General features: G+C 65.2%; 23 protein-coding genes and 1 tRNA gene. 3 read left to right on the plus strand and 21 right to left on the minus strand.

Going from position 1 to position 21785, the window contains the following annotated elements; translation table 11 throughout:
* Positions 1–240: 240 nt before the first annotated feature.
* The 12 genes from tehB to ABRZ00_RS13260 form a co-directional block, all read right to left on the minus strand.
* Positions 241–804: a tellurite resistance methyltransferase TehB gene (gene tehB, locus ABRZ00_RS13205; protein ID WP_368641694.1), complete on the minus strand. Its 564-nt coding sequence runs from the start codon at positions 802–804 to the stop codon at positions 241–243.
* Positions 805–1109: 305 nt separating this feature from the next.
* Positions 1110–1784, minus strand: a complete 675-nt coding sequence (locus ABRZ00_RS13210; RefSeq protein WP_368641693.1) for a DUF3313 domain-containing protein — start codon at positions 1782–1784, stop codon at positions 1110–1112.
* 215 nt (positions 1785–1999) lie between these two features.
* Positions 2000–2076: transfer RNA gene (locus tag ABRZ00_RS13215), tRNA-Pro, on the minus strand.
* 28 nt (positions 2077–2104) lie between these two features.
* Entirely contained in the window at positions 2105–3961 is a 1857-nt protein-coding gene (locus ABRZ00_RS13220; RefSeq protein ID WP_368647769.1) for a GGDEF domain-containing protein, read from the minus strand.
* A 155-nt stretch (positions 3962–4116) separates the two neighbouring features.
* The gene (gene sufT / locus ABRZ00_RS13225) at positions 4117–4674 is read right to left on the minus strand and encodes a putative Fe-S cluster assembly protein SufT (protein ID WP_343835321.1); all 558 of its coding nucleotides are present in this window, start codon (positions 4672–4674) and stop codon (positions 4117–4119) included.
* 23 nt (positions 4675–4697) lie between these two features.
* Positions 4698–5150, minus strand: a complete 453-nt coding sequence (sufU, locus tag ABRZ00_RS13230) for a Fe-S cluster assembly sulfur transfer protein SufU (RefSeq protein WP_368641691.1) — start codon at positions 5148–5150, stop codon at positions 4698–4700.
* A gap of 3 nt (positions 5151–5153) precedes the next feature.
* The gene (locus ABRZ00_RS13235; protein WP_368641690.1) at positions 5154–6434 is read right to left on the minus strand and encodes a cysteine desulfurase; all 1281 of its coding nucleotides are present in this window, start codon (positions 6432–6434) and stop codon (positions 5154–5156) included.
* Entirely contained in the window at positions 6431–7741 is a 1311-nt protein-coding gene (sufD, locus tag ABRZ00_RS13240; RefSeq protein WP_368644330.1) for a Fe-S cluster assembly protein SufD, read from the minus strand. The genes ABRZ00_RS13235 and sufD overlap by 4 nt, the downstream gene beginning before the upstream one ends.
* Positions 7738–8523 (minus strand): Fe-S cluster assembly ATPase SufC, encoded by a 786-nt coding sequence (gene sufC / locus ABRZ00_RS13245; RefSeq protein ID WP_368641688.1) that lies wholly within the window; start codon positions 8521–8523, stop codon positions 7738–7740. The genes sufD and sufC overlap by 4 nt, the downstream gene beginning before the upstream one ends.
* A gap of 11 nt (positions 8524–8534) precedes the next feature.
* Positions 8535–9983, minus strand: a complete 1449-nt coding sequence (gene sufB, locus ABRZ00_RS13250) for a Fe-S cluster assembly protein SufB (RefSeq protein WP_343835328.1) — start codon at positions 9981–9983, stop codon at positions 8535–8537.
* The gene (locus tag ABRZ00_RS13255; protein ID WP_343835330.1) at positions 9980–10492 is read right to left on the minus strand and encodes an SUF system Fe-S cluster assembly regulator; all 513 of its coding nucleotides are present in this window, start codon (positions 10490–10492) and stop codon (positions 9980–9982) included. Before ABRZ00_RS13255 ends, sufB begins: the two co-directional genes overlap by 4 nt.
* A 117-nt stretch (positions 10493–10609) precedes the next feature.
* On the minus strand, positions 10610–12421 hold the full coding sequence (locus ABRZ00_RS13260) for an ABC transporter ATP-binding protein/permease (protein WP_368644331.1): 1812 nt from the start codon (positions 12419–12421) through the stop codon (positions 10610–10612).
* Positions 12422–12554: 133 nt separating this feature from the next.
* Here ABRZ00_RS13260 and ABRZ00_RS13265 point away from each other — a divergent pair, with 133 nt between their 5' ends.
* On the plus strand, positions 12555–13082 hold the full coding sequence (locus ABRZ00_RS13265; protein WP_343835333.1) for a sigma factor: 528 nt from the start codon (positions 12555–12557) through the stop codon (positions 13080–13082).
* Positions 13079–13552 carry a hypothetical protein gene (locus tag ABRZ00_RS13270; RefSeq protein WP_368641686.1) on the plus strand — a complete coding sequence of 158 codons (474 nt, stop codon included), beginning with the start codon at positions 13079–13081 and terminating at the stop codon, positions 13550–13552. The genes ABRZ00_RS13265 and ABRZ00_RS13270 overlap by 4 nt, the downstream gene beginning before the upstream one ends.
* A gap of 97 nt (positions 13553–13649) precedes the next feature.
* Here ABRZ00_RS13270 and ABRZ00_RS13275 read toward each other — a convergent pair whose 3' ends face one another.
* The 9 genes from ABRZ00_RS13275 to ABRZ00_RS13315 all read right to left on the minus strand — a co-directional run bounded on the left by ABRZ00_RS13275 (position 13650) and on the right by ABRZ00_RS13315 (position 21040).
* Positions 13650–14072: a MerR family transcriptional regulator gene (locus ABRZ00_RS13275; protein ID WP_343835336.1), complete on the minus strand. Its 423-nt coding sequence runs from the start codon at positions 14070–14072 to the stop codon at positions 13650–13652.
* Positions 14069–14377 carry an integration host factor subunit alpha gene (locus tag ABRZ00_RS13280; protein ID WP_343835337.1) on the minus strand — a complete coding sequence of 103 codons (309 nt, stop codon included), beginning with the start codon at positions 14375–14377 and terminating at the stop codon, positions 14069–14071. Before ABRZ00_RS13280 ends, ABRZ00_RS13275 begins: the two co-directional genes overlap by 4 nt.
* Before the next feature lie 12 nt (positions 14378–14389).
* A complete protein-coding gene (pheT, locus tag ABRZ00_RS13285) occupies positions 14390–16795 on the minus strand; it encodes a phenylalanine--tRNA ligase subunit beta (RefSeq protein WP_368644332.1) in 2406 nt (801 codons plus the stop codon).
* A gap of 34 nt (positions 16796–16829) precedes the next feature.
* Complete coding sequence (pheS, locus tag ABRZ00_RS13290) at positions 16830–17852, minus strand: phenylalanine--tRNA ligase subunit alpha (RefSeq protein WP_368641684.1); 1023 nt, start codon at positions 17850–17852, stop codon at positions 16830–16832.
* A gap of 78 nt (positions 17853–17930) precedes the next feature.
* Complete coding sequence (gene rplT / locus ABRZ00_RS13295; protein WP_343835342.1) at positions 17931–18290, minus strand: 50S ribosomal protein L20; 360 nt, start codon at positions 18288–18290, stop codon at positions 17931–17933.
* Between the two features lie 13 nt (positions 18291–18303).
* Entirely contained in the window at positions 18304–18501 is a 198-nt protein-coding gene (gene rpmI / locus ABRZ00_RS13300) for a 50S ribosomal protein L35 (protein WP_343835344.1), read from the minus strand.
* A 190-nt stretch (positions 18502–18691) separates the two neighbouring features.
* A complete protein-coding gene (locus ABRZ00_RS13305; RefSeq protein WP_368641683.1) occupies positions 18692–18937 on the minus strand; it encodes an accessory factor UbiK family protein in 246 nt (81 codons plus the stop codon).
* A gap of 101 nt (positions 18938–19038) precedes the next feature.
* On the minus strand, positions 19039–20556 hold the full coding sequence (locus ABRZ00_RS13310; RefSeq protein WP_368641682.1) for a YifB family Mg chelatase-like AAA ATPase: 1518 nt from the start codon (positions 20554–20556) through the stop codon (positions 19039–19041).
* A 109-nt stretch (positions 20557–20665) separates the two neighbouring features.
* Complete coding sequence (locus ABRZ00_RS13315; protein ID WP_343835349.1) at positions 20666–21040, minus strand: hypothetical protein; 375 nt, start codon at positions 21038–21040, stop codon at positions 20666–20668.
* 390 nt (positions 21041–21430) lie between these two features.
* Here ABRZ00_RS13315 and ABRZ00_RS13320 point away from each other — a divergent pair, with 390 nt between their 5' ends.
* Complete coding sequence (locus ABRZ00_RS13320) at positions 21431–21769, plus strand: P-II family nitrogen regulator (protein ID WP_343835350.1); 339 nt, start codon at positions 21431–21433, stop codon at positions 21767–21769.
* Positions 21770–21785: the final 16 nt, after the last annotated feature.

The raw sequence follows: 21785 nt of genomic DNA on the forward strand, positions 1-21785 counted from the left end.
TTCTTACACCAAACTTACAACAAAGACCGGGCGTCGTTTTTCAGCAAAACGGGGGTCGGCGCGCTACGCCTGGGATTCGGGCGCCGGCACGGAGCGCACCCGGCCCTTGCGCGTGTCCGTGCCCGGCAGCCAGCCGCTTCTGCGCCGCACGGCACCACATGGGCACAAAACCCAGCCTGCCGCGCGGCCGGAAACCACGGTCGATCCGATCGACCCCGCCCTTCTGCCCCGAGCCCTGCCTTATCCAGGCTTGCGCGCCAGCATGGTGGCGAACTGCAGTTGCGCCCCATTGTGCATGGTGCCCAGGTCTTCGTTGTAATTGACGAGATCCCAATCCCGGTAGTGCGTGCTGAGTTCGCCCGACGCCAAGGTGAACGGGAAATTCATGGGACACGGATAATCTGCCGTGTCCATTGCGCAGACGATCAGGTTGTAGCCGCCCGGAAGCGTGCGCCGGCGCATGTCGGACAGCACCGCCTCCACGCGCGACGGGTCGATGAACATCAGCGTCACGGTGCAGACGATCAGGCCGTAATCCGCTTCGATGCGGGCTTGCTGGATGTCGTAGACCCGGGGCGTGATCGTGCCGATGCCTTCCTGGCGGATGATGGACTGCAGCGTGGCGATGGCCTGGGGATTTGCGTCGACGGCGGTAACCTTGAAACCCTGCTGGCTGAGATACAGGGCATTGCGCCCGCTCGAGCACCCCATGTCGAACGCATCGCACGGCGCGATGATTTCACATGCCTTCACGACTTCGCTGTGGGCCTGGTTCAGGCCGTAGCGGCTATTCAGATCTTCCATTGGCAGAAATCCCATCGATTCGCACACCCTGGGCGACCGAGCCGTCACGACGGCGCGCCCGGTGCTTTTCATAAACACGGCGATGGTAGCAAACTGCGACGGCAACACTTCCAAAGACCCTATTTCCCCGCCTGCCGTCTTTTGGGCCGGCATGGTCCCAGTGCTTCGTCTCCTGCCTGAAAACGCCGGGACAGATCCCCCGCAAAAGAACAAGGGGCCCACAGAGCGCGCTCTGCAGGCCCTTGGCAAGGCTGGTCGGAACAGTAGCCCCCCCCTACGCCCCCGTCGGGGGCGCGCCAGCCTCCTTAACGCATTGCAACGCGGTCCAGACGCTCACCGAAGCGCGACACCCAAAAATCGATGAGCTCATGCACCTGGTCGGCGGAGGGCGCGGCGGTACGTCCTGCAACGGTCGCGCCGCTTTCACGGCCATCGATCGTCGCTCCCAGTAGCCGGCCAGAAACGCTGTCCAGCACCTCGCCCTCGATCGACATCCGCAATATGTGCGGACTCGTGTCAGTGGCCATCCGCGCGACATTGAACAGCATTTTCGCCGGGACCAGGTCCGTCACCTTGAACTGCGGCGCCACCTGAGCCAGCCCCACTACGGCCACCCTCAGGCGTGCGACGCCCGGCCCAGCGGCCTTGACGATCTTGTACTGCCGAGCTTGCAGCATCGCCGTCATTTGAGACGTGTAATAGTCGGACAGCTCTCTCAAACGAGCGGTATCGAGCGCCTGGTAGTCCTGGCCGGTATTGATGATGAATGACAGATCTTCGACGAGGAAGCTGCGATACTGCCCCGGACGGAGATCCGGCGCAGTGTAGTGCCGAAACCCCGGCTCCTGCGGATCAGGCATCAACAAGCTGTAGTCATGCAAAAAACCCGACTGCGTCTCGGAGGGCGCCCGCGACGGCTGCGGGGCTGCACAGGCAGTCAGCAGGGCCAAACATGCCGCTGCGGCAAGCATCTTCATCATCTCTTCCCCCACCAATATGTATTCTTATACCAATATGTATTCTTATGACAAAAGATATTGAAATTTAAAGGGAAGGCCGAGGGGTGTCAACGCGAGTCAGAGCAAGGCAAGGGCGAAAAAACTCAGCGGGGCAAAAATGAATTCACTTCCGCAACAAAGGACAAGGGCCTACACACACCGAAGTATGTAGGCCCTTGTCTTTACTGCTTTTTTCGTGGTCGGGACGGCGGGATTCGAACTCGCGACCCCTTGCACCCCATGCAAGTGCGCTACCAGGCTGCGCTACGCCCCGAAAGAACGAAATTCTAGCATAGAAATTTTCATGCCGCTTGCGTTGCTGGCTGCTGTTCCGGCTGGCGGCGCTCGACGTACAAACACGGCCCGGCCTGCTTCTTGGCCTGGGCCTTGGCCTCACTGGCGGCCTGGGCGATCTGGTGATGTGATTGGTAAACGCCGGGCTCGACCTGGACAGCACCCAGCGACAGAGTCGGCAGGCCGTAGCGCCTGCGCTCGCCCCGTCGATCCTGGGCTTCGTAGCCTCCATCGGCCGCCTGCCCTTGCTCGGCCAGCAATTGGATCATTCCCTTGGAAAAGTCATCCAGAATCCGCCGGCACCGCTCCCGCCAGTCGCGACTGCGGAACAGCAGGATGAAGTCGTCTCCACCGATGTGGCCCAGGAAATCCTGACCAGCCTCGGCATAGGCCGACAGGGTCCGGCCCAGCAGCCGGATGACGTCGTCGCCGCGGCGATAGCCGAACGCGTCGTTGAAAGGCTTGAAGTCGTCCAGGTCGGCATAGCAAACGGCAAACGGCTGGCCATCGGCCAGGAACCGCTTGACTTGCCGATCGATGGGCACATTGCCCGGCAACTGCGTCAGCGGGTTCGCATGCTGGGCGGCACGCTGCTGCAAGAGGTTGAGCGCCTGCAACAGATCCTGGCTGGTACCGATGCCCAAATACCGCCCCTGCCCTGTGATGATGAAGTCATGGACCAGTCCATGGCCCTCCGACTCGGCCAACCAGCGGCTGAGCGTCATCAATGGCGTATGCATGTCGATGATCAGCGGCGCGGCATTCATGAACAGGCGGCAAGGCTTGGCGCCATACAGTTCGCGCTGATACGGGAGGGAAAAGCGCTCGATCAAGTTCGAGCGGGTCAGCGCGCCCACCGGAACATCGTCGTCCACGACCGGAATGGTGTGCAGTTCCGGATGCTGGCGAAAGAGCTCGAATACCGCCTCGTTCGAGACGGACGGCGCCACGCAGGGGGTGCGCCGCAACAGGCGCAAGGCCCGCCCCTCGGTTCCGTCGCATGCGCCGCCGGGCTCCAGCCCTTCTTGCGTATCGGCCAACCGGCGCTCGGCCAGACGGGCCGAGAGCTCCGACCAGTGGGTCCGATGGGGTTGCGCCACAGGCCGCTCGATGTAGTAGCCCTGGGCGCACGCCACGCCCAGATCGGCGACACAGGCCAGTTCGTCCAGGGTTTCGACGCCTTCGGCGACGACGACGGCGCCGGCAATGATGGCGATGTCGCAAATCGAACGCAAAATCTGCTGGCGCAGAAGGTCGTCCTGGATGCCGGCAGTGAACATCTTGTCGGTCTTGATGAACTCCGGTCTCAAATCCAGCCAGCGCCCCAGGTTCGAAAAACCCGATCCCAGGTCGTCGATGGCGAATTGCACGCCCTTGGCTCGCAGCCGGGTGACGGCTGGCGGCAGATCGGCCCAGAATCCGCCGTGGTCCTGCTCGGTGATCTCGATCACCAGGCGATCGGGATTCAGCCCGGTTTCGGCCAGCAGCGCAATCAGGTCCAGCGCACCGTCGGCCGCATGCAGCAAGGCCATCGGGCTGACGTTCAGAAACAGGCGGCCCGGCAGATTCAACGCCGCAAAGCGCTGGATCACGACCTGGCAGGCGCGGTGTTCAACCTGGATGTCCAGGCTGCGGGCGCGGGCGGCCTCGAACAGGCGGTCCGGCGTCCGCAACGGGCTGCCCTGCGGCCCCCTGATAAGCCCCTCGTACCCCAGCAGCATGTCGTCGTGCATCCAGAGGATAGGCTGGAAAACGGCGCTCAGCTCTGCGCGAAGCAGCAGCTCGGAGACATCATCCAGTCCTTCGGGATGCGCTTGATCGATCATGGGGGGCTCGCACCACACGGGATCCAGGTCAAATGACATGAAAGGCGACAAAAAGCACGCGGCAATGCCATACCTTAAATGAGATTCATGACAAGAGGATGACCCCGTGCGCGGCCATGCTGCAGTAAATCAAGCTTTCGGGCTTTGCCAGGCCGCTCGGCGCCCGCCCTCGCCCGGCTGCGCCGTGGGGCACACTACAAAAGGCCCAATTGCAGCCGCGCAGGCTCGCTGATCATCTCACGGCTCCAGGGCGGATCCCAGACCAGGTCGACCGTGGCTTCATCGACGCCTTCGATGTTGAGCAGCTTGTTGCGGGCCTCGTCGGCAATCATGGTGCCCATGCCGCAGCCGGCCGCCGTCAGGGTCATCTTGACCTCGATGCGGAAGCGGTCCTGGGTGCTGGCCGGCATGACGTTGCATTCGTACACCAGGCCCAGGTTGACGATGTCCACGGGGATTTCCGGGTCGTAACAGGTGGACAGCATGGCCCAGGCGGCATCCTCGACGGACTCGGCGGTGGCGGGCCCCTCGTGGACGTGTTTGACTTCTTCCGTCGGCTCGAAGCCCAGGGCGTCGCCGTCTTTGCCCTCGATGCGATAGAGGTTGCCCTCGACCATAACGGTATAGGTGCCCCCTAGCTGCTGGGTGATGACGGCCTCGCAGCCCGCCTCGATGGTGACGGGCGAGCCGTAAGGGACGGTGACCGCCGGGCAGTCCCGATTGACGATCACTTCCTGACGATTGAAGCTCATGATGTTACCTTTGATTCATCGCGTTATTCGGTGACGGCCGTGTCGCCCGCCCGGGTGATGGCGTTATGCAGCGTATGCCAGGCCAGCGTGGCGCATTTCACCCGCGAGGGAAACTCACGCACCCCCGACAAGACTTCGAGCTTGCCCAGATCGCAATCCGGGTGGGCCTCGGTCAGCATGGCGTGGATGTTGCGAAACAGCGCCTCGACCTGCTCGACCGGCTGGCCGCGCACGGCCTCGGTCATCAGCGATGCGGACGCGGTCGAAATGGCACAGCCATGGCCGATGAAACTCACTTCCTGGACGATGCCGCCGCCGACACGGGCATAGACGGTCAACTGATCGCCGCACAGCGGGTTGTGCCCGTCGGCGCGATGCGAGGCATCGTCCATCGCATGGAAATTGCGCGGCTTGCGGTTGTGATCGAAGATGACCTCCTGGTAGAGATCGCGCAGGCCGTCGTCGTTGTCCCTCATCGGCTATACCCCAAACAGTTTTTGTGCCTTGCGCACGCCCGCGACCAAGGCGTCGATGTCGCGCCCGTCGTTGTACAGAGCAAAAGATGCGCGTGCCGTGCCTGGAATGCCGAAATGCGACATCAGGGGCATGGCGCAATGATGGCCGGCACGAATGGCCACACCCTCGGTATCCAGGATCGTGCCCAAGTCGTGCGGATGGATGCCGTCCACCAGGAACGACAGAATGCCCGCCTTGTGCGCGGCCGTGCCGACCAGGCGCACACCCGGCAGCGCCCGCAGGCGCTCGGTGGCCTCAGCCAGCAACGCAGCCTCGTGCGCGGCGATGCGCTCCAGGCCGATGGACAGGACGTAGTCGATGGCGGCGCCCAGGGCCACCGAGCCGCCGATATTGGGCGTGCCCGCCTCGAAGCGCTGCGGGCCGGCCGCCCAGGTGCTGCCTTCGAAACTGACCGTGCGGATCATGTCGCCGCCGCCCTGCCAGGGCGGCATCCCGGCCAGGATCGCGCCACGCACGTAGAGGGCGCCGATGCCGGTGGGGCCGTAGAGTTTATGGCCTGAAAAGGCGTAGAAATCGCAATCCAGGGCTTGCACGTCCACTGGGGCATGGGCCACAGCCTGGGCGCCATCGACCAGCACCAGGGCGCCGGCCTCATGCGCCAGGCGCACCAGTTCGGCCACCGGATTGACCGTGCCCAGGGCATTGGACACATGGGCGATGCCCACCAGGCGCGTGCGTGGGTTCAACTGGGCGCGAAAGTCGTCCAGATCCAGCTCGCCGGTATCGGTGATACGCGCATGGCGCAGCACGGCGCCCGTGCGCGCGCACAAGAGCTGCCAGGGCACGATATTGGAGTGGTGCTCCATGCCCGTCACCAGGATTTCATCACCGGCGCGCAAGACATTCTGGCCCCAGGACTGAGCGACCAGATTGATGGCCTCGGTGGTGCCGCGCGTGAAGACCACGTCCTGGCTGTCGGGAGCGTTCAGCAGCACGCGCACGCGCTCGCGGGCCTCTTCGTACAGGTCGGTCGCATGCTGGGACAGCCAATGCACGCCGCGATGGATGTTGGCGTTGGACTGCTCATAGAACGCTTCCAGCGCCTGGATGACGGCGCCCGGCTTCTGCGTTGTGGCGCCATTGTCCAGATAGGCCAGACGGCGCTTGCGCACAGGCCGTGCCAGGATCGGAAAATCGCCGGCCCAAGGCGAAGCCAGGGGAGAATCGCCACCGGAGTCGGCCGCCAATTGGGCGCTGTGTTGAGAGGTCAGCGGCGCATTCATGCGGCTTCCTCCAGGGCGGCGCCGCCCGGCAGCAGTGCACGCACGGCGAGCTCGACCCGCCGGCGCAAGGGCTCGGATTCGATCTTTGCCACGCTGGCGGCGGCGAAGGCATAAATCAGGATGTCGCGGGCATGGACCTCGTCCAGGCCGCGCGAGCGCAGATAAAACAGGCTGTCGGCGTCGAGTCGGCCGACGGTGGCGCCATGGGCGCACTTCACGTCGTCGGCATAGATCTCCAGTTCGGGCCGCGCATCGGATTTTGCCAGGCGCGAGAGCAGCAGGCTGTCGTTGCGCTGGATGGCATCCGTGCCGTCAGCGCCCGGCGCCACCAGAATGCGCCCGGTGAAGACGCCGTGCGCAGCGTCGGCCATGATGCCGCGATAGGATTCATGGCTGACGCAGTGCGGTTTTTCGTGTCCGATCAGCGTGTGGTGGTCGACGTGGCGGCGCTGGTCCACATAATACAAACCGTTCAGCAGGGTTTCGCAACGCTCGTCGGCGAAATGCGTGGCGATATCGTGGCGCGCCAGCCGCGCGCCCAGGGACACCGAGTGCGAGGTGAATATCGAACCGCGCCCTTGAGTGGCGTCGATGTCGCCCAGGTGCCAGGCCTGCCCGGATTCCTGCTGCAGTTTCAGGTGGGTGATGCGCGCGTCCCGGTCGAGCCGCAGCCGCGTGGCCGCATGGCGGAAGTTTGCCGCATCAGGCACGCCGACGTAATGCTCGACCACCGTCGCCTGGGACCCGGCCCCGGCCTGAATCAGGTGGCGCAGAAAGTGCGCCGCGCGCGGCGAAGCCGCCGCGCAGACCAGATGGATGGGCTGCTCGACCGCGACGCCGCGAACCAGGTGGATCCAGGCGCCGTCGCTGGCCAGGGCCAGATTCAGGGCGCTGGTGCTGTGGCCGTCGGCCGCATCGCCGTAAGCGCAACGGATGGCCTCGGCGTGCTCGCTCCAGGCCTGCGACAGAGGCAGGACCGTAGCCCCGCCCGGCAAAGCGCCGACGTCGGACAAGTCTGCGTCGAAGGCGCCATCGACGAATACCAGCCAGTGCCCCGTTTCGCCAGCTTTGAGCGCGGCGATGCGTTCAGCCACGGATTGGACGCCGCCGTCTTCAAACGCGGCGGCGGCCAGCGGCGCCAGCGAGGTATGGCGCCAGGCTTCGATGCGCGGCGTGGGCCAGCCTTCGCTCATGAAGCGGTCCAGTGCCTGGCGGCGGGCCTCGGCCAGCCAGGGCACCCCGGCGCCAGGCAGACCGCCGGCGCGCCGGCCGAACGTATCGGCCCAGGCTTGCAGATCCGCACTCATGCCGCAGCCCCCCGGGCGGCGGGCTTGGCGCCGGCGGGCCTGGCGCCCTCGATCCAGCCGTAGCCCTTTTCTTCGAGCTCCAGAGCGAGCTCGCGCCCGCCCGAACGGACGATGCGGCCATGGGCCAGCACATGCACGTAGTCGGGCACGATGTAGTCGAGCAAGCGCTGATAGTGGGTGATGACGATCATGGAGCGCTCCGGGGAACGCAGGCGGTTGACGCCATCGGCCACTGTCTTCAGGGCGTCGATGTCCAAGCCGGAGTCGGTTTCGTCCAGGATGGCCAGCTTGGGTTCGAGCAGCGCCATCTGCAGGATTTCATTGCGCTTCTTTTCGCCGCCCGAAAAGCCTTCGTTGACCGAGCGGTACAGGAATTCGTCGCGCATGCCGACGAGCTTCATCTCGGCCTTGGCTTTCTTCACGAAATCCATGGCGTCGAGTTCGGGCAGGCCGCGTTCGCGACGCATGGCGTTGACCGAGGCGCGCATGAAGTAGGCATTGGAGACGCCCGGGATTTCGATGGGGTACTGGAAGGCCAGGAAAATGCCGGCGCGGGCGCGTTCCTCGACGTTGAGCTCCAGCAGATCGCGGCCCTCGAACTCGACGGTGCCGGCGGTGACCTTGTAGGCCTCGCGGCCGGTCAGCACCTGGGACAACGTGCTTTTGCCGGCGCCGTTGGGCCCCATGATGGCGTGAACCTCGCCCGGCTTGACGTCCAGGCTCAGGCCCTTGAGGATTTCCTTGTCCTCGATCGAGGCGTACAGATTGTCGATTTTCAGCATGAGAGGGCTCCTTAACCTACGCTGCCTTCCAGGCTCACGCCGAGCAGATTCTGTGCTTCGACGGCGAACTCCATGGGCAATTCCTTGAAGACTTCTTTGCAGAAGCCATTGACGATCATCGATACCGCATCCTCGGCCGACACGCCGCGCTGCATCGCATAGAACAACTGGTCTTCGGCAATGCGCGAAGCCGTGGCCTCGTGCTCGACGCTGGCGCTGGGGTGCTGGACTTCCATGGTGGGGAAGGTATGCGCGGCGCACTTGCTGCCGATCAGCAGCGAGTCGCACTGCGTGTAGTTGCGCGCGTCCTCGGCCTTGGGCGTCATGCGCACCAGGCTGCGGAAAGTGTTGCTGCCGTGGCCGGCGGAAATCCCCTTGGAGATGATGGTGCTGCGCGTATTGCGCCCCATGTGGATCATCTTGGTGCCGGTGTCGGCCTGCTGGCGGTGATTGGACAGCGCCACGGAATAGAACTCGCCGGTGGAATCATCGCCGCGCAGGATCACGCTGGGATATTTCCAGGTGATGGCCGAACCGGTCTCCACCTGGGTCCAGGAAATCCGCGAACGCGCCCCGCGGCAGTCGCCGCGCTTGGTGACGAAATTGAAGATGCCCCCCACGCCGTTCTCGTCGCCGGGGTACCAGTTCTGCACCGTGGAATACTTGATCTTGGCATCGTCCAGCGCGACCAGCTCCACCACGGCGGCGTGCAACTGGTTTTCATCGCGCATGGGCGCCGTACAGCCTTCCAGATAGCTGACGCTGGCGCCTTCGTCGGCAATGATCAGGGTGCGTTCGAACTGGCCGGTATCGGCGTTGTTGATGCGGAAATACGTGGACAACTCCATCGGGCATTTCACGCCCTTGGGGATGTAGACGAAAGAGCCGTCGGAGAACACCGCGGAATTCAATGCGGCGTAGAAGTTGTCGCCGGGCGGCACGACCGTGCCCATGTATTTCTGCACCAGGTCCGGATGCGAGCGCACCGCCTCGGAGAAAGAACAGAAGATGATGCCGACGTCGGCCAGTTGCTTGCGAAACGTGGTGGCCACGGACACCGAGTCGAACACCGCATCCACGGCCACCCCGGCCAGCTTGGCGCGCTCGTGCAGCGGCACGCCCAGCTTTTCGTAGGTGCGCAGGAGCTCGGGGTCGACCTCATCCAGGCTCTTGGGGCCGTCCTTCTTGGACTTGGGCGCCGAGTAGTAGCTGATGTCCTGGAAATCGGGATCCGGATAATGGACCTTGGCCCATTTGGGCAGACTCATCTTGAGCCATTCTCGATACGCTTTCAAGCGCCATTCGAGCATGAATTCGGGCTCGCGCTTGATGGCGGACAGGCGGCGAATCACATCCTCGTCGAGCCCCTTGGGAAAGGTCTCGGACTCGATCTGCGTGACGAAGCCTGCCTCGTAGTCGCGGTCGAGAAAGGAATCGAGCTTGTCGTTGACGGTACTCATTTGGACAGACTCCAGTTCGTGATATTCGGAATGGCCCTGCGGGAGCCGGGTTCGGGCGCGGGCACCAGGACCGGGGAAGCGGGCGAGCGCGGCGCGCCGGCGTCTTCGCCGTCGAGCATGTCGGCCACGGTGACGGATTCCAGCGTGCGGCGCACGATACGATTGATGCGTTGCCAGTGGGAGCGGATGTGACAGGCGTCCTCGACGCTGCAGGCGCCCGGGAGCGCGGTGCATTCGGTCAGGCCGAAAGGCTGCTCTTCGAGCGCGTCGATGATTTCGGCGACATTGATCTGCCCCGGATCGCGCCCCAGGCGATAACCGCCGCGCGCACCCCGCGTGCTGGCGACCAGGCCCCGCTGGGCAAGCAGCTTCAGGACTTTGCTGACCACGGGCTGGCCCAGGCCCAGGTCGCCTGCCAATTCGGCTGCGCTGCAGACATGCGCCGGACGGGAAGCCATGTGCGTGAGCACGAGGATTCCGTAATCGACGATCTTGCTGATCCGCAGCATCGGCTGTTCCAAAGGTGGGCGTTGAAAACCAAATAGTACCTCTTTGGTACCATATAGGTCAAACCCGCATTGCTTATTGGTCTCGCCGCGTACAGACGGGCCCGGATTCGCCCGGCATCAGTCCGCCCGCGGGGGCTGGATGGCGTCGTCAGGACTTGCCCTGGATTGCTGCAGATGCCACATGCGGGCATAACGCCCGTCTTGAGCCAGGAGCGCCGCATGGGTGCCCTGCTCCACCACCCTGCCGGCTTCCATCACCAGGATGAGATCGGCATGAACGATCGTGGAGAGGCGATGCGCGATGATCAGCGTGGTGCGCCCTTGGGCGATGCGCTCCAGTTGCGATTGAATGGCGCGTTCGGTGCGGGTATCCAGCGCGCTGGTCGCTTCGTCGAAAACCAGGATCGGGGGCGACTTGAGCAGCGCGCGGGCAATCGCGACGCGCTGTTTTTCGCCGCCGGACAATTTTAACCCACGCTCGCCGACCGGCGTGTCGTAGCCCTGCGGCAGCGATGCGATGAAGTCGTGGATGTGGGCGGCCCGTGCCGCCTGCTCGATGTCTTCCTGGGTGGCATCGGGCCGACCATAGCCGATGTTGTAGCCAATGGTATCGTTGAACAGCACCGTATCCTGCGGCACGATGCCGATATGAGCGCGCAGGCTGGCCTGGGTATAGTCGCGTATGTCGCGGCCGTTCACCCGGATACCGCCCCCCGTCGGGTCGTAAAAACGGAACAACAGGCGCGACAAGGTCGATTTACCGGCCCCCGAGGCCCCCACGACCGCCAGGGAACCGCCCGCCGGCACGCTGAAACTCACTTTGTGCAGAATCTGGCGATCGGGTTGGTAGGCGAAATCCACCGCCTCGAAATCCACGCTGGCCCGGTCCGCCCGCAGTTCGATGGCGCCGGGACGATCAGCCACTTCCTGGCGGTTGGCCAGCAGATCGAACATGCGTTCCATGTCGGCCAGGGCGTGCTTGATCTCACGATACACGAAGCCCAGGAAATTCAGCGGCGCGTACAACTGGGTCAGATAGGCCGAGACCAGCACCACGTCGCCCACGGTCATCTGGCCATGGACCACACCGCGCGCCGACTGCCACAGCAGCGCGGTCATGCCCAGGGTGATGATGACACCCTGCCCCATGTTCAGCAGGTTCAGCGACACCTGGTTGCGCACGGCCGAATCCACCCAGCGCGTCATGTCGGCGTCATAACGACGGCTTTCGTACCCTTCGTTGCCGAAGTACTTGACGGTTTCATAGTTCAGCAGCGCATCGACCGCCCGGCCATTGGCCTGGCTGTCCAGGGAATTCATGGTGCGGCGGTACACCATGCGGCGTTCGGTGACCTTCAATGTGAACAGCACATAGGCGGCGATGGTGCCCAGGGTCAATGCGGCAAAGATCCAGTCGTAGCGCCAAAGCAGCACGCCCGTCACCATGGCGATCTCCAGCAGCGTGGGAACGATGTTGAAGACCATGAAATTGAGCAGAAACCCAATGCCCTTGGTGCCGCGCTCGATGTCGCGCGTGAGGCCGCCGGTGCGCCGCCCCATGTGAAAGCGCAGCGACAGGGCCAGCAAATGGCGGAAGACCTGGCTGGCGACCCGCTGGATGGCGCCCTGAGTGACGCGCGCGAACAAGGCGTCCCTCAGTTCGCCGAAGATCGATGTGGCGAGCCGCGACAGGCCGTAGCCCAACAGCGCCGCCAGCGGCACGGCCAGCACGGTCGGTGCGACGCCCAGCGCATCGACAATATCCTTGAGCCAGACCGGCGTGACGACATTGGCGACCTTGGCCGCGACCAGGCACACAAAGGCCAGTGTGACCCGGCCCCGGAAGGCCCAGACATACGGCCACAGGGTCTTGAGGGTCAGCCAGTCGTCGCGCCGCGCGGGCGCGGGGCCGGTATGAGAGAAGCGCATGGAAACATCCGGAAAACAGGCGAGCGGCAAATGCCGGGAAGCATTTCGGCGGGTCCGCATACAATGATGCTATCCCTGGAGGACGCGCGCCCTGGCCGATGCGTCCCGAGACCCGGTGAACGGAAAAGATTGTATGACTGTTTCTGTTTTTGATTTCGAGGCGGAGCTGGGTGCCTGCGCAGCGGGCGACCGCGCCGCTTTCCTGGCGCTGTACCGCCAGGAATCCCCCGCCATGCGCGCCCTGGCGCTGGCCATGCTGGACGACCCCGGCGCGGCCGACGCCGTGCTGCACGAAACATTCGTCCTGATCTGGCGCAATGCGGCCGGCTACAGCCCGGCGATCGGAACCGCGCGCGCCTGGCTCTACAGCATCCTGCGTTACCGTGCGTCGGCCCATGCGCGGCAGATGCGCTCCGAAGGCCGCCATCCGGCGGAAAACACGCCTTTGCCGCAACTGCGCCTGCCGGCGGATGCCCCGCCCGGCTCGGTCGCCGGCGCGCTGGCCAGCCTGCCCGGACCGCAGCTCGACGCCCTGTTGCAGGCCTACCTGCATGGCGGCGATCCGGCCCGCATCGCCGCCCGCCTGGATCGCTCCGAGCCCGATATCGAAGCCTCTCTGGATGCCGCCCTGGCGCACATCGACAAGGCCGTGTGCGCATGACCAGACACCGCTCCTACTCCGACCACGAGATCGCCCGCTATGTGCTGGGGCTGGACATGCCCGAGCGCACGGCGGACATCCAGGCGCGCCTGGCCCACGATGACGCGGCGGCGGCGCGCGCCCTGAAGTGGGAAGCCTATTTCCTGGGCATCGTCGACGCCCTGCCCGTCCAGCCGCCGCCCGACGCGGTGCTGGACCGCATCCGCCAGAGCCTGGGCATGGACGCGGAAGAACCGCCCGTCGTGAGCGAGGCCCGGCCGGCCGGCGACAACCCGCATGCCGACCCCGCCGACAATCAGCCGCGCCACCGGACCCGGCCGGGCCCGCGACGGCTCAGACGCGGGCGAGTGGCCCTGGCGGCCGGGATCGGCGTGGCGTTGTGCCTGGCTGCCCTGGCGCTCTGGGCAAGCCTGCAGCCGCCGCCCACCGGCACGATCATCCAGCAACCCGTACACCTGGACCGTCACTGAACGGGGCTGGCGACACATGAAAAACGCCGGCTGCGGGGCATGCAAGCCGGCGTCTCGCGCCTGGTGTTTTGCGATCCCGGGCCAGACCCGGGCGACGTCAGAGGTCCAGCAGCCCCGCCGCCTGATGGGCCTGGTGATTGCCCTCCAGCGCCTGCGCCAGGCGATCCCGCGCGGCCACCAGGTCGGCGCGCAACGCCTGCAGTTCGGCGCCGCTCAGGCGCACGGCGGCATCCTGATCGTGCGGTGCGTCGTTGCTGTCGCCCAGACGGTTGCGCGCCCCGGCGATGGTGAAGCCCTGCTCGTAGAGCAGATCGCGGATGCGGCGCACCAGCAGGACTTCATGATGCTGGTAGTAGCGGCGGTTGCCCCGCCGCTTGACCGGCTTGAGCTGGGCGAATTCTTGTTCCCAGTAGCGCAGGATATGCGGCTTGACCCCGCACAGCTCGGAGACCTCGCCAATGGTGAAGTAGCGCTTGGCGGGGATCGGCGGCAGCGCCACCGCAGGCGTGGCGGACGTCATGCGGCGCCTCCGTCGGCGACCACGCCGTCCTTGAGCTTCTGGCTGGCATGGAACGTGACCACCCGGCGGGCGGCGATGGGAATGACCTCGCCGGTCTTGGGATTGCGGCCCGGCCGCGGCGGCTTGTTGCGCACCTGAAAGCTGCCGAAACCCGACAATTTGACTTCGGTGCCCTGGACCAGGGCGTCGCGGACTTCGGAAAAGAACGTATCCACGATGTCCTTGGCTTCCCGCTTGTTCAGACCCACGCGCTCGAACAGCAGTTCGGCCAGGTGGGCTTTGGTGAGCGTCCGATCCGTATTCACCGGCGATTTCTCCTATGAGCGCAGGCGCGCGCCGTGTTCCTGGGTCAGGGCGTCGAGCAGGCTTTGCACGCAATGCTCGACCTGGCGGTCTTCCAGCGTCGCATCGCGGCCCTGGAACCAGAGGCGCAACGCCAAGCTGCGCTGCTGGGCGGTCGCGGCTTCGCGCCAGATATCGAACAGTTTAATGTCTTTGACCACGGAGAGGGCATCATCGGCCGCAATCCGCTGTTTCAGTGTATCAAGCAGCGACTGCCAGGGCACGCCCGCGTCCACCCAGATCGCCAGATCCCGCACCACCACGGGCTGGCGGGATTGCTCTTGAGGCGCGGGGAAGACACGCTCGGAGACGGCCTGGGCATCGAGTTCGAATACGACGGGCGCATGCGGCAGATCGAGGGCCTGGGCCCAACGCGGATGGATCTCGCCCAGCCAGCCGATCGCGCGGCCGTCCAGCCGCAGGCGGGCGCTGCGGCCCGGATGCAGCGCGGGATGCCCGGCGGCCTCGCAACGCAGGCCGGCCGCGCGGGCGCCCAGCAAAGTCTCGAGGTCGCGCTTGACGTCGAAGAAATCCACCGGACGGGTCTGCTCGCCCCACTGCTCGGCCAAGGCCGGCCCCCAGGCCGCCGCAGCCAGGCGGGTCGGCTGGTCCACGCCCGCCACGGCCAGGCCGCCATCGGTCACCGAAGGATCTCGGGCGAACACGCGGCCCAGCTCGAAAACCCGGACGCGCGTCTGGCGGTGCTTGGCATTGTGGGCGATGTTGGCCAGCAGGCCGCCCATCAGGCTGGAGCGCATCACCGCCAATTGGCTGGCGATGGGGTTGAGCAGGCGGATGGGATCGGCATTGCCGCAGTAGTCCCGTTCCCAGGCTTCCTCGACGAAGGAAAAATTGATGACTTCCTGGTAATCGCACGCGGCCAGGGCGGCGCGCAGCGCATGCGGACCGTACAGCGTTTCAGGCGGCACCCGCATGAGGGCCGGCGCCAGCGGCGGCCGGTCGGGAATGCGGTCGAAGCCATGGATACGGGCGACCTCTTCGATCAGGTCTTCCTCGATCATCAGATCGAAGCGGGCGGCGGGCGGCGTCACGATGAAATCGTCGCCCTGCCGCTCGTAGACGAAGCCCAGGCGCGCAAAGACGGCACCGACTTCCTCGCTGTCCAGACGGATGCCCAGGACACGGGCGCAGCGCTCAAGGCGCATGCGCACCGGTTCGCGCGCGGGCAGGTTCACGATCTGGTCGTCCAGCGGACCGGCCCGGCCGCCGCAGATGTCCAGAATCAGGGCCGTCATGAGGTCCAGATGCTCGGGAATGGTGGAGAAATCCACGCCCCGCTCGAAGCGATGGCCCGCCTCGGAATTGAGCTTGTAGCGGCGCGGGCGGCCCATGATGGCCTCCGGCCACCAGAAGGCCGCCTCCAGGTAGACGTCGGTCGTGTCCAGCGTCACGGCCGAGGCCTGCCCGCCCATGATGCCGGCCATGCTTTCCAGCGTCCCGCCGGCCTCGATCACGCCGACATCGGCCGACAGCTCGACGGTCTGGTCGTTGAGCAGCGTCAGCGACTCGCCGTCCCGTGCCCAACGCACCGTCAGGCCGCCTTCGATCCGCTTGAGATCGAAGACGTGGGTGGGGCGGCCCAATTCCAGCATGACGTAGTTGGAAATATCCACCAGCGCCGACACGGGCCGCTGACCGGCGCGTTCCAGGCGCGACTTGATCCAGTCGGGCGTGGCGGCGCGCGCATTGACGCCGCGCACGATGCGACCGGCGAAACGGCCGCACAAATCCGGCGCCTGCACGTTCACGGGCAGGCGGTCGTCAATGGTCACCGCCACCCGGGGCGCCTGCGGGAGGCGCAGCGCGCAGCCGGTGAGCGCCGCGACTTCGCGCGCCACCCCCAGGATGGACAGACAATCGGCCCGATTGGGAGTGAGCTTGAGCGTATAGATCGTGTCGTCCAGGTTCAGCGCCTGGCGCAGATCCTGGCCTGGCTGCAGTTCGGCGGCCAGTTCGAGCAGGCCGGAATGATCCTGGGACAGGCCCAGCTCACGGGCCGAACACAGCATGCCGCTCGACTCGACGCCGCGCATTTTTACGGGGCCGATGCGCAGGCCGCCGGGCAGTTCGGCGCCGATGCGCGCCAGGGGCACAACCAGCCCCGCCGCCGCATTGGGGGCACCGCAGACGATCTGCTGCCGTTCGCCCGAGCCGTCATCGACCTGGCAGACGCGCAGCTTGTCGGCGTTGGGGTGCGGCTCGATCGACTCGATGCGCGCGACCACCACGTCGGAGCACGGCGGCGCGTACGGATCGGCGTCCTCGACTTCGAGGCCGGCCATGGTCAGCCGATGGGCGAGTTCCTGGCCGTCGATGTCGGGGTCGGCCCAGGCGCGCAGCCATGATTCGGGAAATTGCATGATTCGGATTCCGTGTCGCTGAGGCCTGGCGGGCCTAGTCGTTGAACTGGCGCAGGAAGCGCAGGTCGCCCTCGAAGAACTGGCGCAGGTCGTTCACGCCGTAGCGCAACATGGTCAGGCGCTCCAGCCCCGAGCCGAAAGCGAAGCCGATGTAGCGTTCCGGGTCCAGCCCGAAATTGCGCACGACCTGGGGGTGCACCTGGCCCGAGCCGGAGATTTCGAGCCAGCGGCCCCGATTGGGGCCCGAGGTGAACATCATGTCGATCTCGGCCGAGGGTTCGGTGAACGGAAAGAACGAGGGCCGGAAGCGCAGAGTCAGGTCATCGGTCTCGAAGAAGGCCCGCAGGAAATTCGTGTAGACGCCCTTGAGGTCGGCAAAGGAGATATTCTCGGCGATCCACAGGCCCTCGACCTGGTGAAACATCGGCGAATGTGTGGCATCGCTGTCGACGCGGTAGGTGCGCCCCGGGGCGATGACCTTGATGGGAGGCTTGTTCATGCGCGCATAGCGCACCTGCATGGGGCTGGTGTGGGTGCGCAGCACCAGCGGCAGCCCGTCCGCATCCTTCATGTCCACGTAGAACGTGTCCTGCATGGAGCGCGCCGGGTGATTCTCCGGATTGTTCAACGCCGTGAAGTTGGTCCAATCGTTTTCGATTTCCGGGCCGTCGGCCACATCGAAGCCGATGGAGCGGAAGATCTGCTCGACGCGCTGCCACGTGCGGATGACCGGATGGATGCCGCCCGCGCCGCGCCCCCGGCCCGGCAGGGTGACATCGATGGTCTCAGCCGCCAGGCGTTGATCCAGCACGGCCTGGGCCAGTTCGGATCGCCGCGCGTTCAGCAGGGATTCAACCTGCTGCTTGGCCAGATTGATCTGCGCGCCGCGCGTGCGTTTTTCCTCACCTTGCAGGGACGCGAGCCCCTTGAGCAGCGCCGTCAGGGAACCCTGCTTGCCGAGGAAAGCGGCTTTTTCGTTTTCCAGCGTGGCGGCGTCCCCGGCCTGGGCGAAGCGGTCGCGGGCCTGGGCAATCAATTCGTCGAGCGATGAGTCCATGGTGCATTCCAAAACGCAAACGGAGCCCGATGGAGCTCCGTTTGCGATGATACAGAATCGGAAACGAAACTGTGTCGGTCAGGCGGCCAGCGCGGATTTCGCCTGGGCCACGATGGCTGCGAAGCCAGCCTTGTCGCGCACGGCCATGTCGGCGAGGACCTTGCGGTCGAGTTCGATCGAAGCCTTCTTGAGGCCGGCGATGAAGACGCTGTAGGTCACGCCCAATTCGCGGCAGCCCGCATTGATGCGAGTGATCCACAGGGCGCGGAAGGTGCGTTTCTTGTTGCGGCGGTCGCGATAGGCGTATTGGCCGGCGCGCATGACCGCCTGCTTGGCGATCCGGAAGACGTTGCCGCGGCGGCCGCGGTAGCCCTTGGCGGCCTTGATGACTTTTTTATGGCGTGCACGAGCAGTGACGCCGCGTTTGACGCGAGGCATGTGTATTCTCCGATCAGGCGAAAGGCAGCATCGCCTTCACCGAGGCGACATCCGATTCATGGACAGCAGTCGAACCGCGCAGCTGACGTTTGTTTTTCGTGGTTTTCTTGGTCAGGATATGACGCTTGAAAGCCTGGCCGCGCTTGATGGAACCACTGCCGCGCACCTTAAAGCGCTTGGAGGCGCCTTTTTTGCTCTTCATCTTGGGCATGACGATACTCTGTTGACTTGGCAAATCCAGGTGGCCCGGGATCCGGGCGCTTGTCAAACCTGGTATTTGCAAAACGGTTCGGATCCGGCATGCGCAACCTGCATGCGCGAACCCTGATTCCACAATGGGTTTTCCCCCATTGAGAAAAGCCCTTGATTATAGGGCGAATTATCAAGACTTGTCCAGCCGGCTACTCCCCGTCCGGATTCGTCTCCAGCGCCTGAAGACGCGCCTCAAGAGATTCGACACGTTCCAGCGCACGGGCCAGAAGATCGGCCTGGATGTCGAATTCTTCCCGCGTGACCAGATCCATGCGGGCAAAAGCCTGCATCATGAAGGCTTTCATGTTGCGTTCGATGTCGGCGGCCGGCGTCTTGGCCAGGAACTCCGACATGTTCTTCTGGAAGTCGTCGAACAATTGGTTGGGAGCGATCATCGCGGCCTCCTGCCATGAAATGGTGAATTCATCATTCTACCCGCCCCATCGGCTGCGCCCGGACCGGCACGCGGTACGGACCGGATTGCGGGACGCCCGGTTCACGCCGATTCTTCCGGGCGGTACTGGATCGCCTGAGCCATATGGGCGGCTTCGACCCGGTCGCAGCCGTCCAGGTCGGCCAGCGTCCGCGCCACGCGCAGCGACCGCCGCGCGGCGCGCGCCGACCAGCCCCAGGTCGCGACGGCGCGCATCAGCAACGCACGGCCACCGGCATCGGGCTCGCCGTGACGGTCCAGGAAGACGCCGTCCAGCTCGGCGTTCAAGCAGCCTTGGCGCGACAGTTGCCGGTTCCGGGCAGCCAGTACGCGCGCCCGGACCGGGGCGGAAGGCTCTCCCGGCGGCGCCTCCAGCCAAGCGGATTCCACGCTCAAACCGACATGCAGGTCGATCCGGTCCAGCAGAGGTCCTGAAATCCGCGCCCGGTATCGCGCCACCGCCTCCCGGGAACAGCGGCAGTCGCGACGCGGATGAGGATGCCCGTGCCAGCCGCAAGGACACGGATTCATCGCGGCCACCAATTGGAAACGGGCGGGAAAGGTACAACTGCCGGCCGCCCGGGCCACTGTGACGTGGCCGGTCTCCAGGGGTTCGCGCAGGGCCTCCAGGGCCTGTCGGCCGAATTCGGGCAGTTCATCCAGAAACAGCACCCCGTGATGTGCCAGGCTGATTTCCCCAGGCCGGGGACGGGCGCCCCCTCCCACCAGCGCCGGCATGGATGCCCCATGATGCGGGGCACGGAATGGCGGCACCCGGGACCATGCGGGACGGGACCTCGCCAGACCGTGCACTGCGGCCACCTCCAAGGCCTGGTCGGGGGTCAAAGGAGGCAGCAGGCCGGGCAGACGCCGGGCCAGCATGCTTTTGCCCACACCGGGACAGCCGCTGAGCAGCAGCCCGTGCCCACCGGCGGCCGCCAGTTCCAAAGCGCGCCGGGCGGCCGACTGCCCCCGCACATCGGACAGGCACGGCGCCGGCGCTTCGTCCGCCGGCTCATGGCCTGCCGGCGTGGCGCTGGGCAGCATCGCCCGATCGGTGAAATGCGCCACGACTTCGCTCAGCCCTCCGGCCGACAGCACCCGCAAGCCGGGCACCCGGGCGGCAACACCGGCCGCCGCCGGCGCCATGATGAGAATGGCCTGCGGGTCATCCCGGGCCACCGACAGCGCGATCGCCAGTGCGGCATCCGCGGGCATGATGCTTCCAGTCAGGGATAATTCGCCCGCCAGCACATAGTGCCGCACCTCGGGCACCTGCCCCCGTGCATCGGCGATCTGGCCCGAGGCCAGCAGCACGCCCAGCGCGATCGGCAGATCGAAACGGCCAGAATCCTTCGGAAGATCAGCGGGCGCCAGGTTGGCCGTGATGCGCCCGGCGGGAAACTCGAAGCCGCTGCTGAGCAACGCCGACCGGACCCGTTCGCGGCTTTCGCGCACGCCCGCACCCGGCAAGCCGACAATGGAAAAAGAAGGCAGGCCGCAGCCCACGTGGACTTCGACCTGCACGGGCCGGACCTGCAATCCAAACAAGGTCCGGCTGGACAGAACGGCAAGCGACATCGGCTCCTCCCGGGCGCGCTACTCCGCCCCCACTATAGGGGCGGAGAAGGTCGCGCGGGCGGCTTGCGGGATGAATTCGCCCCACGCGCCGGAGCCCGATCAAATGGCCTTACTTCGACTCGCCACCCGAGTTGCCGATGGCGCCCTGAATGGCGGCGTCGGCCTTGGCCGCGCCCTCCTTCACGGATTCGCGGGCGCTTTCGGCGGCTTCGCCGGCATCCTTGGCCAGTTCGTCGGCCTTTTCCTTGACCGCTTCGGCCGAATCCTTGATTTTGTCCTGCATGGATTGCTGATCAGCCGGAGCACTCTGCTCTTCTTGCGGCGCGGGTGCGACGGGAGGCACGGGAGCCGGGGTCGGCGCCGTCGAAGGCGCGGGAGCCGCCGGAGGCGGCGCAGAAGCATCATCGCTCTTGGAGCAAGCGGCCAGCAGGCTCAGCGATGCCACCATGGCGGCCAGAGTCAGCGTTTTACGCGTCATATTCATGATCTTCCCTATGCAAAATTCCGCTGTATGAAATGGCGGATCATTGTCGAAGGCCGGCTTGTTACAACCGGCTTGGTTACAATTCTAGCGGCCTGGGATAGGGGGTAAACCCTGACATGTAATGACTGATGTCCGCGCAACAACAGACATCCTCATCCCCTGCCCTCATCCATCCACAGGGAAAACCGCTTCAAACAGGGGCGTTGCCGTGCGTCGCGCGGTCAACAACTGGACACAAAAGCCCTCTTTCGGGGCATGCCTGCACCGACGCGGTGCATCCCGTCCGCACCCGCCTCGCCCCGCTTCCCTCCCCGCCCGATACCCCTTCCTGCCGCAGTTGGCATGGCTTTTGCTTTATTTCCCCTGCCTGCACACTGCAAAGGAGTATTCATGAAGCTCGTCACCGCACTCATCAAGCCCTTCAAACTGGAGGAAACCCATGCCGCCCTGGAAGCGGCCGGCATCCAAGGCATGACGGTCACGGAAGCCAAGGGATTCGGCCGCCAGAAAGGGCACACCGAACTCTACCGGGGGGCGGAATACCAGGTCGACTTCCTGCCCAAGCTGCAGATCCAGGTCGCAGTGCCGGATGCCCTGGTCGAAATGACCGTGGAATGCCTGAGCCAGGCAGCCCGCACCGGCAAGATCGGCGACGGCAAGATTTTCGTCACGCCCCTCGAGCACGTCGTGCGCATCCGCACCGGCGAAACCGGCGAAGCCGCCCTCTGACCCTCAAAAAAGGAGT

This window comes from Castellaniella ginsengisoli (genome assembly GCF_040955415.1).
Lineage (GTDB): Bacteria > Pseudomonadota > Gammaproteobacteria > Burkholderiales > Burkholderiaceae_B > Castellaniella > Castellaniella ginsengisoli.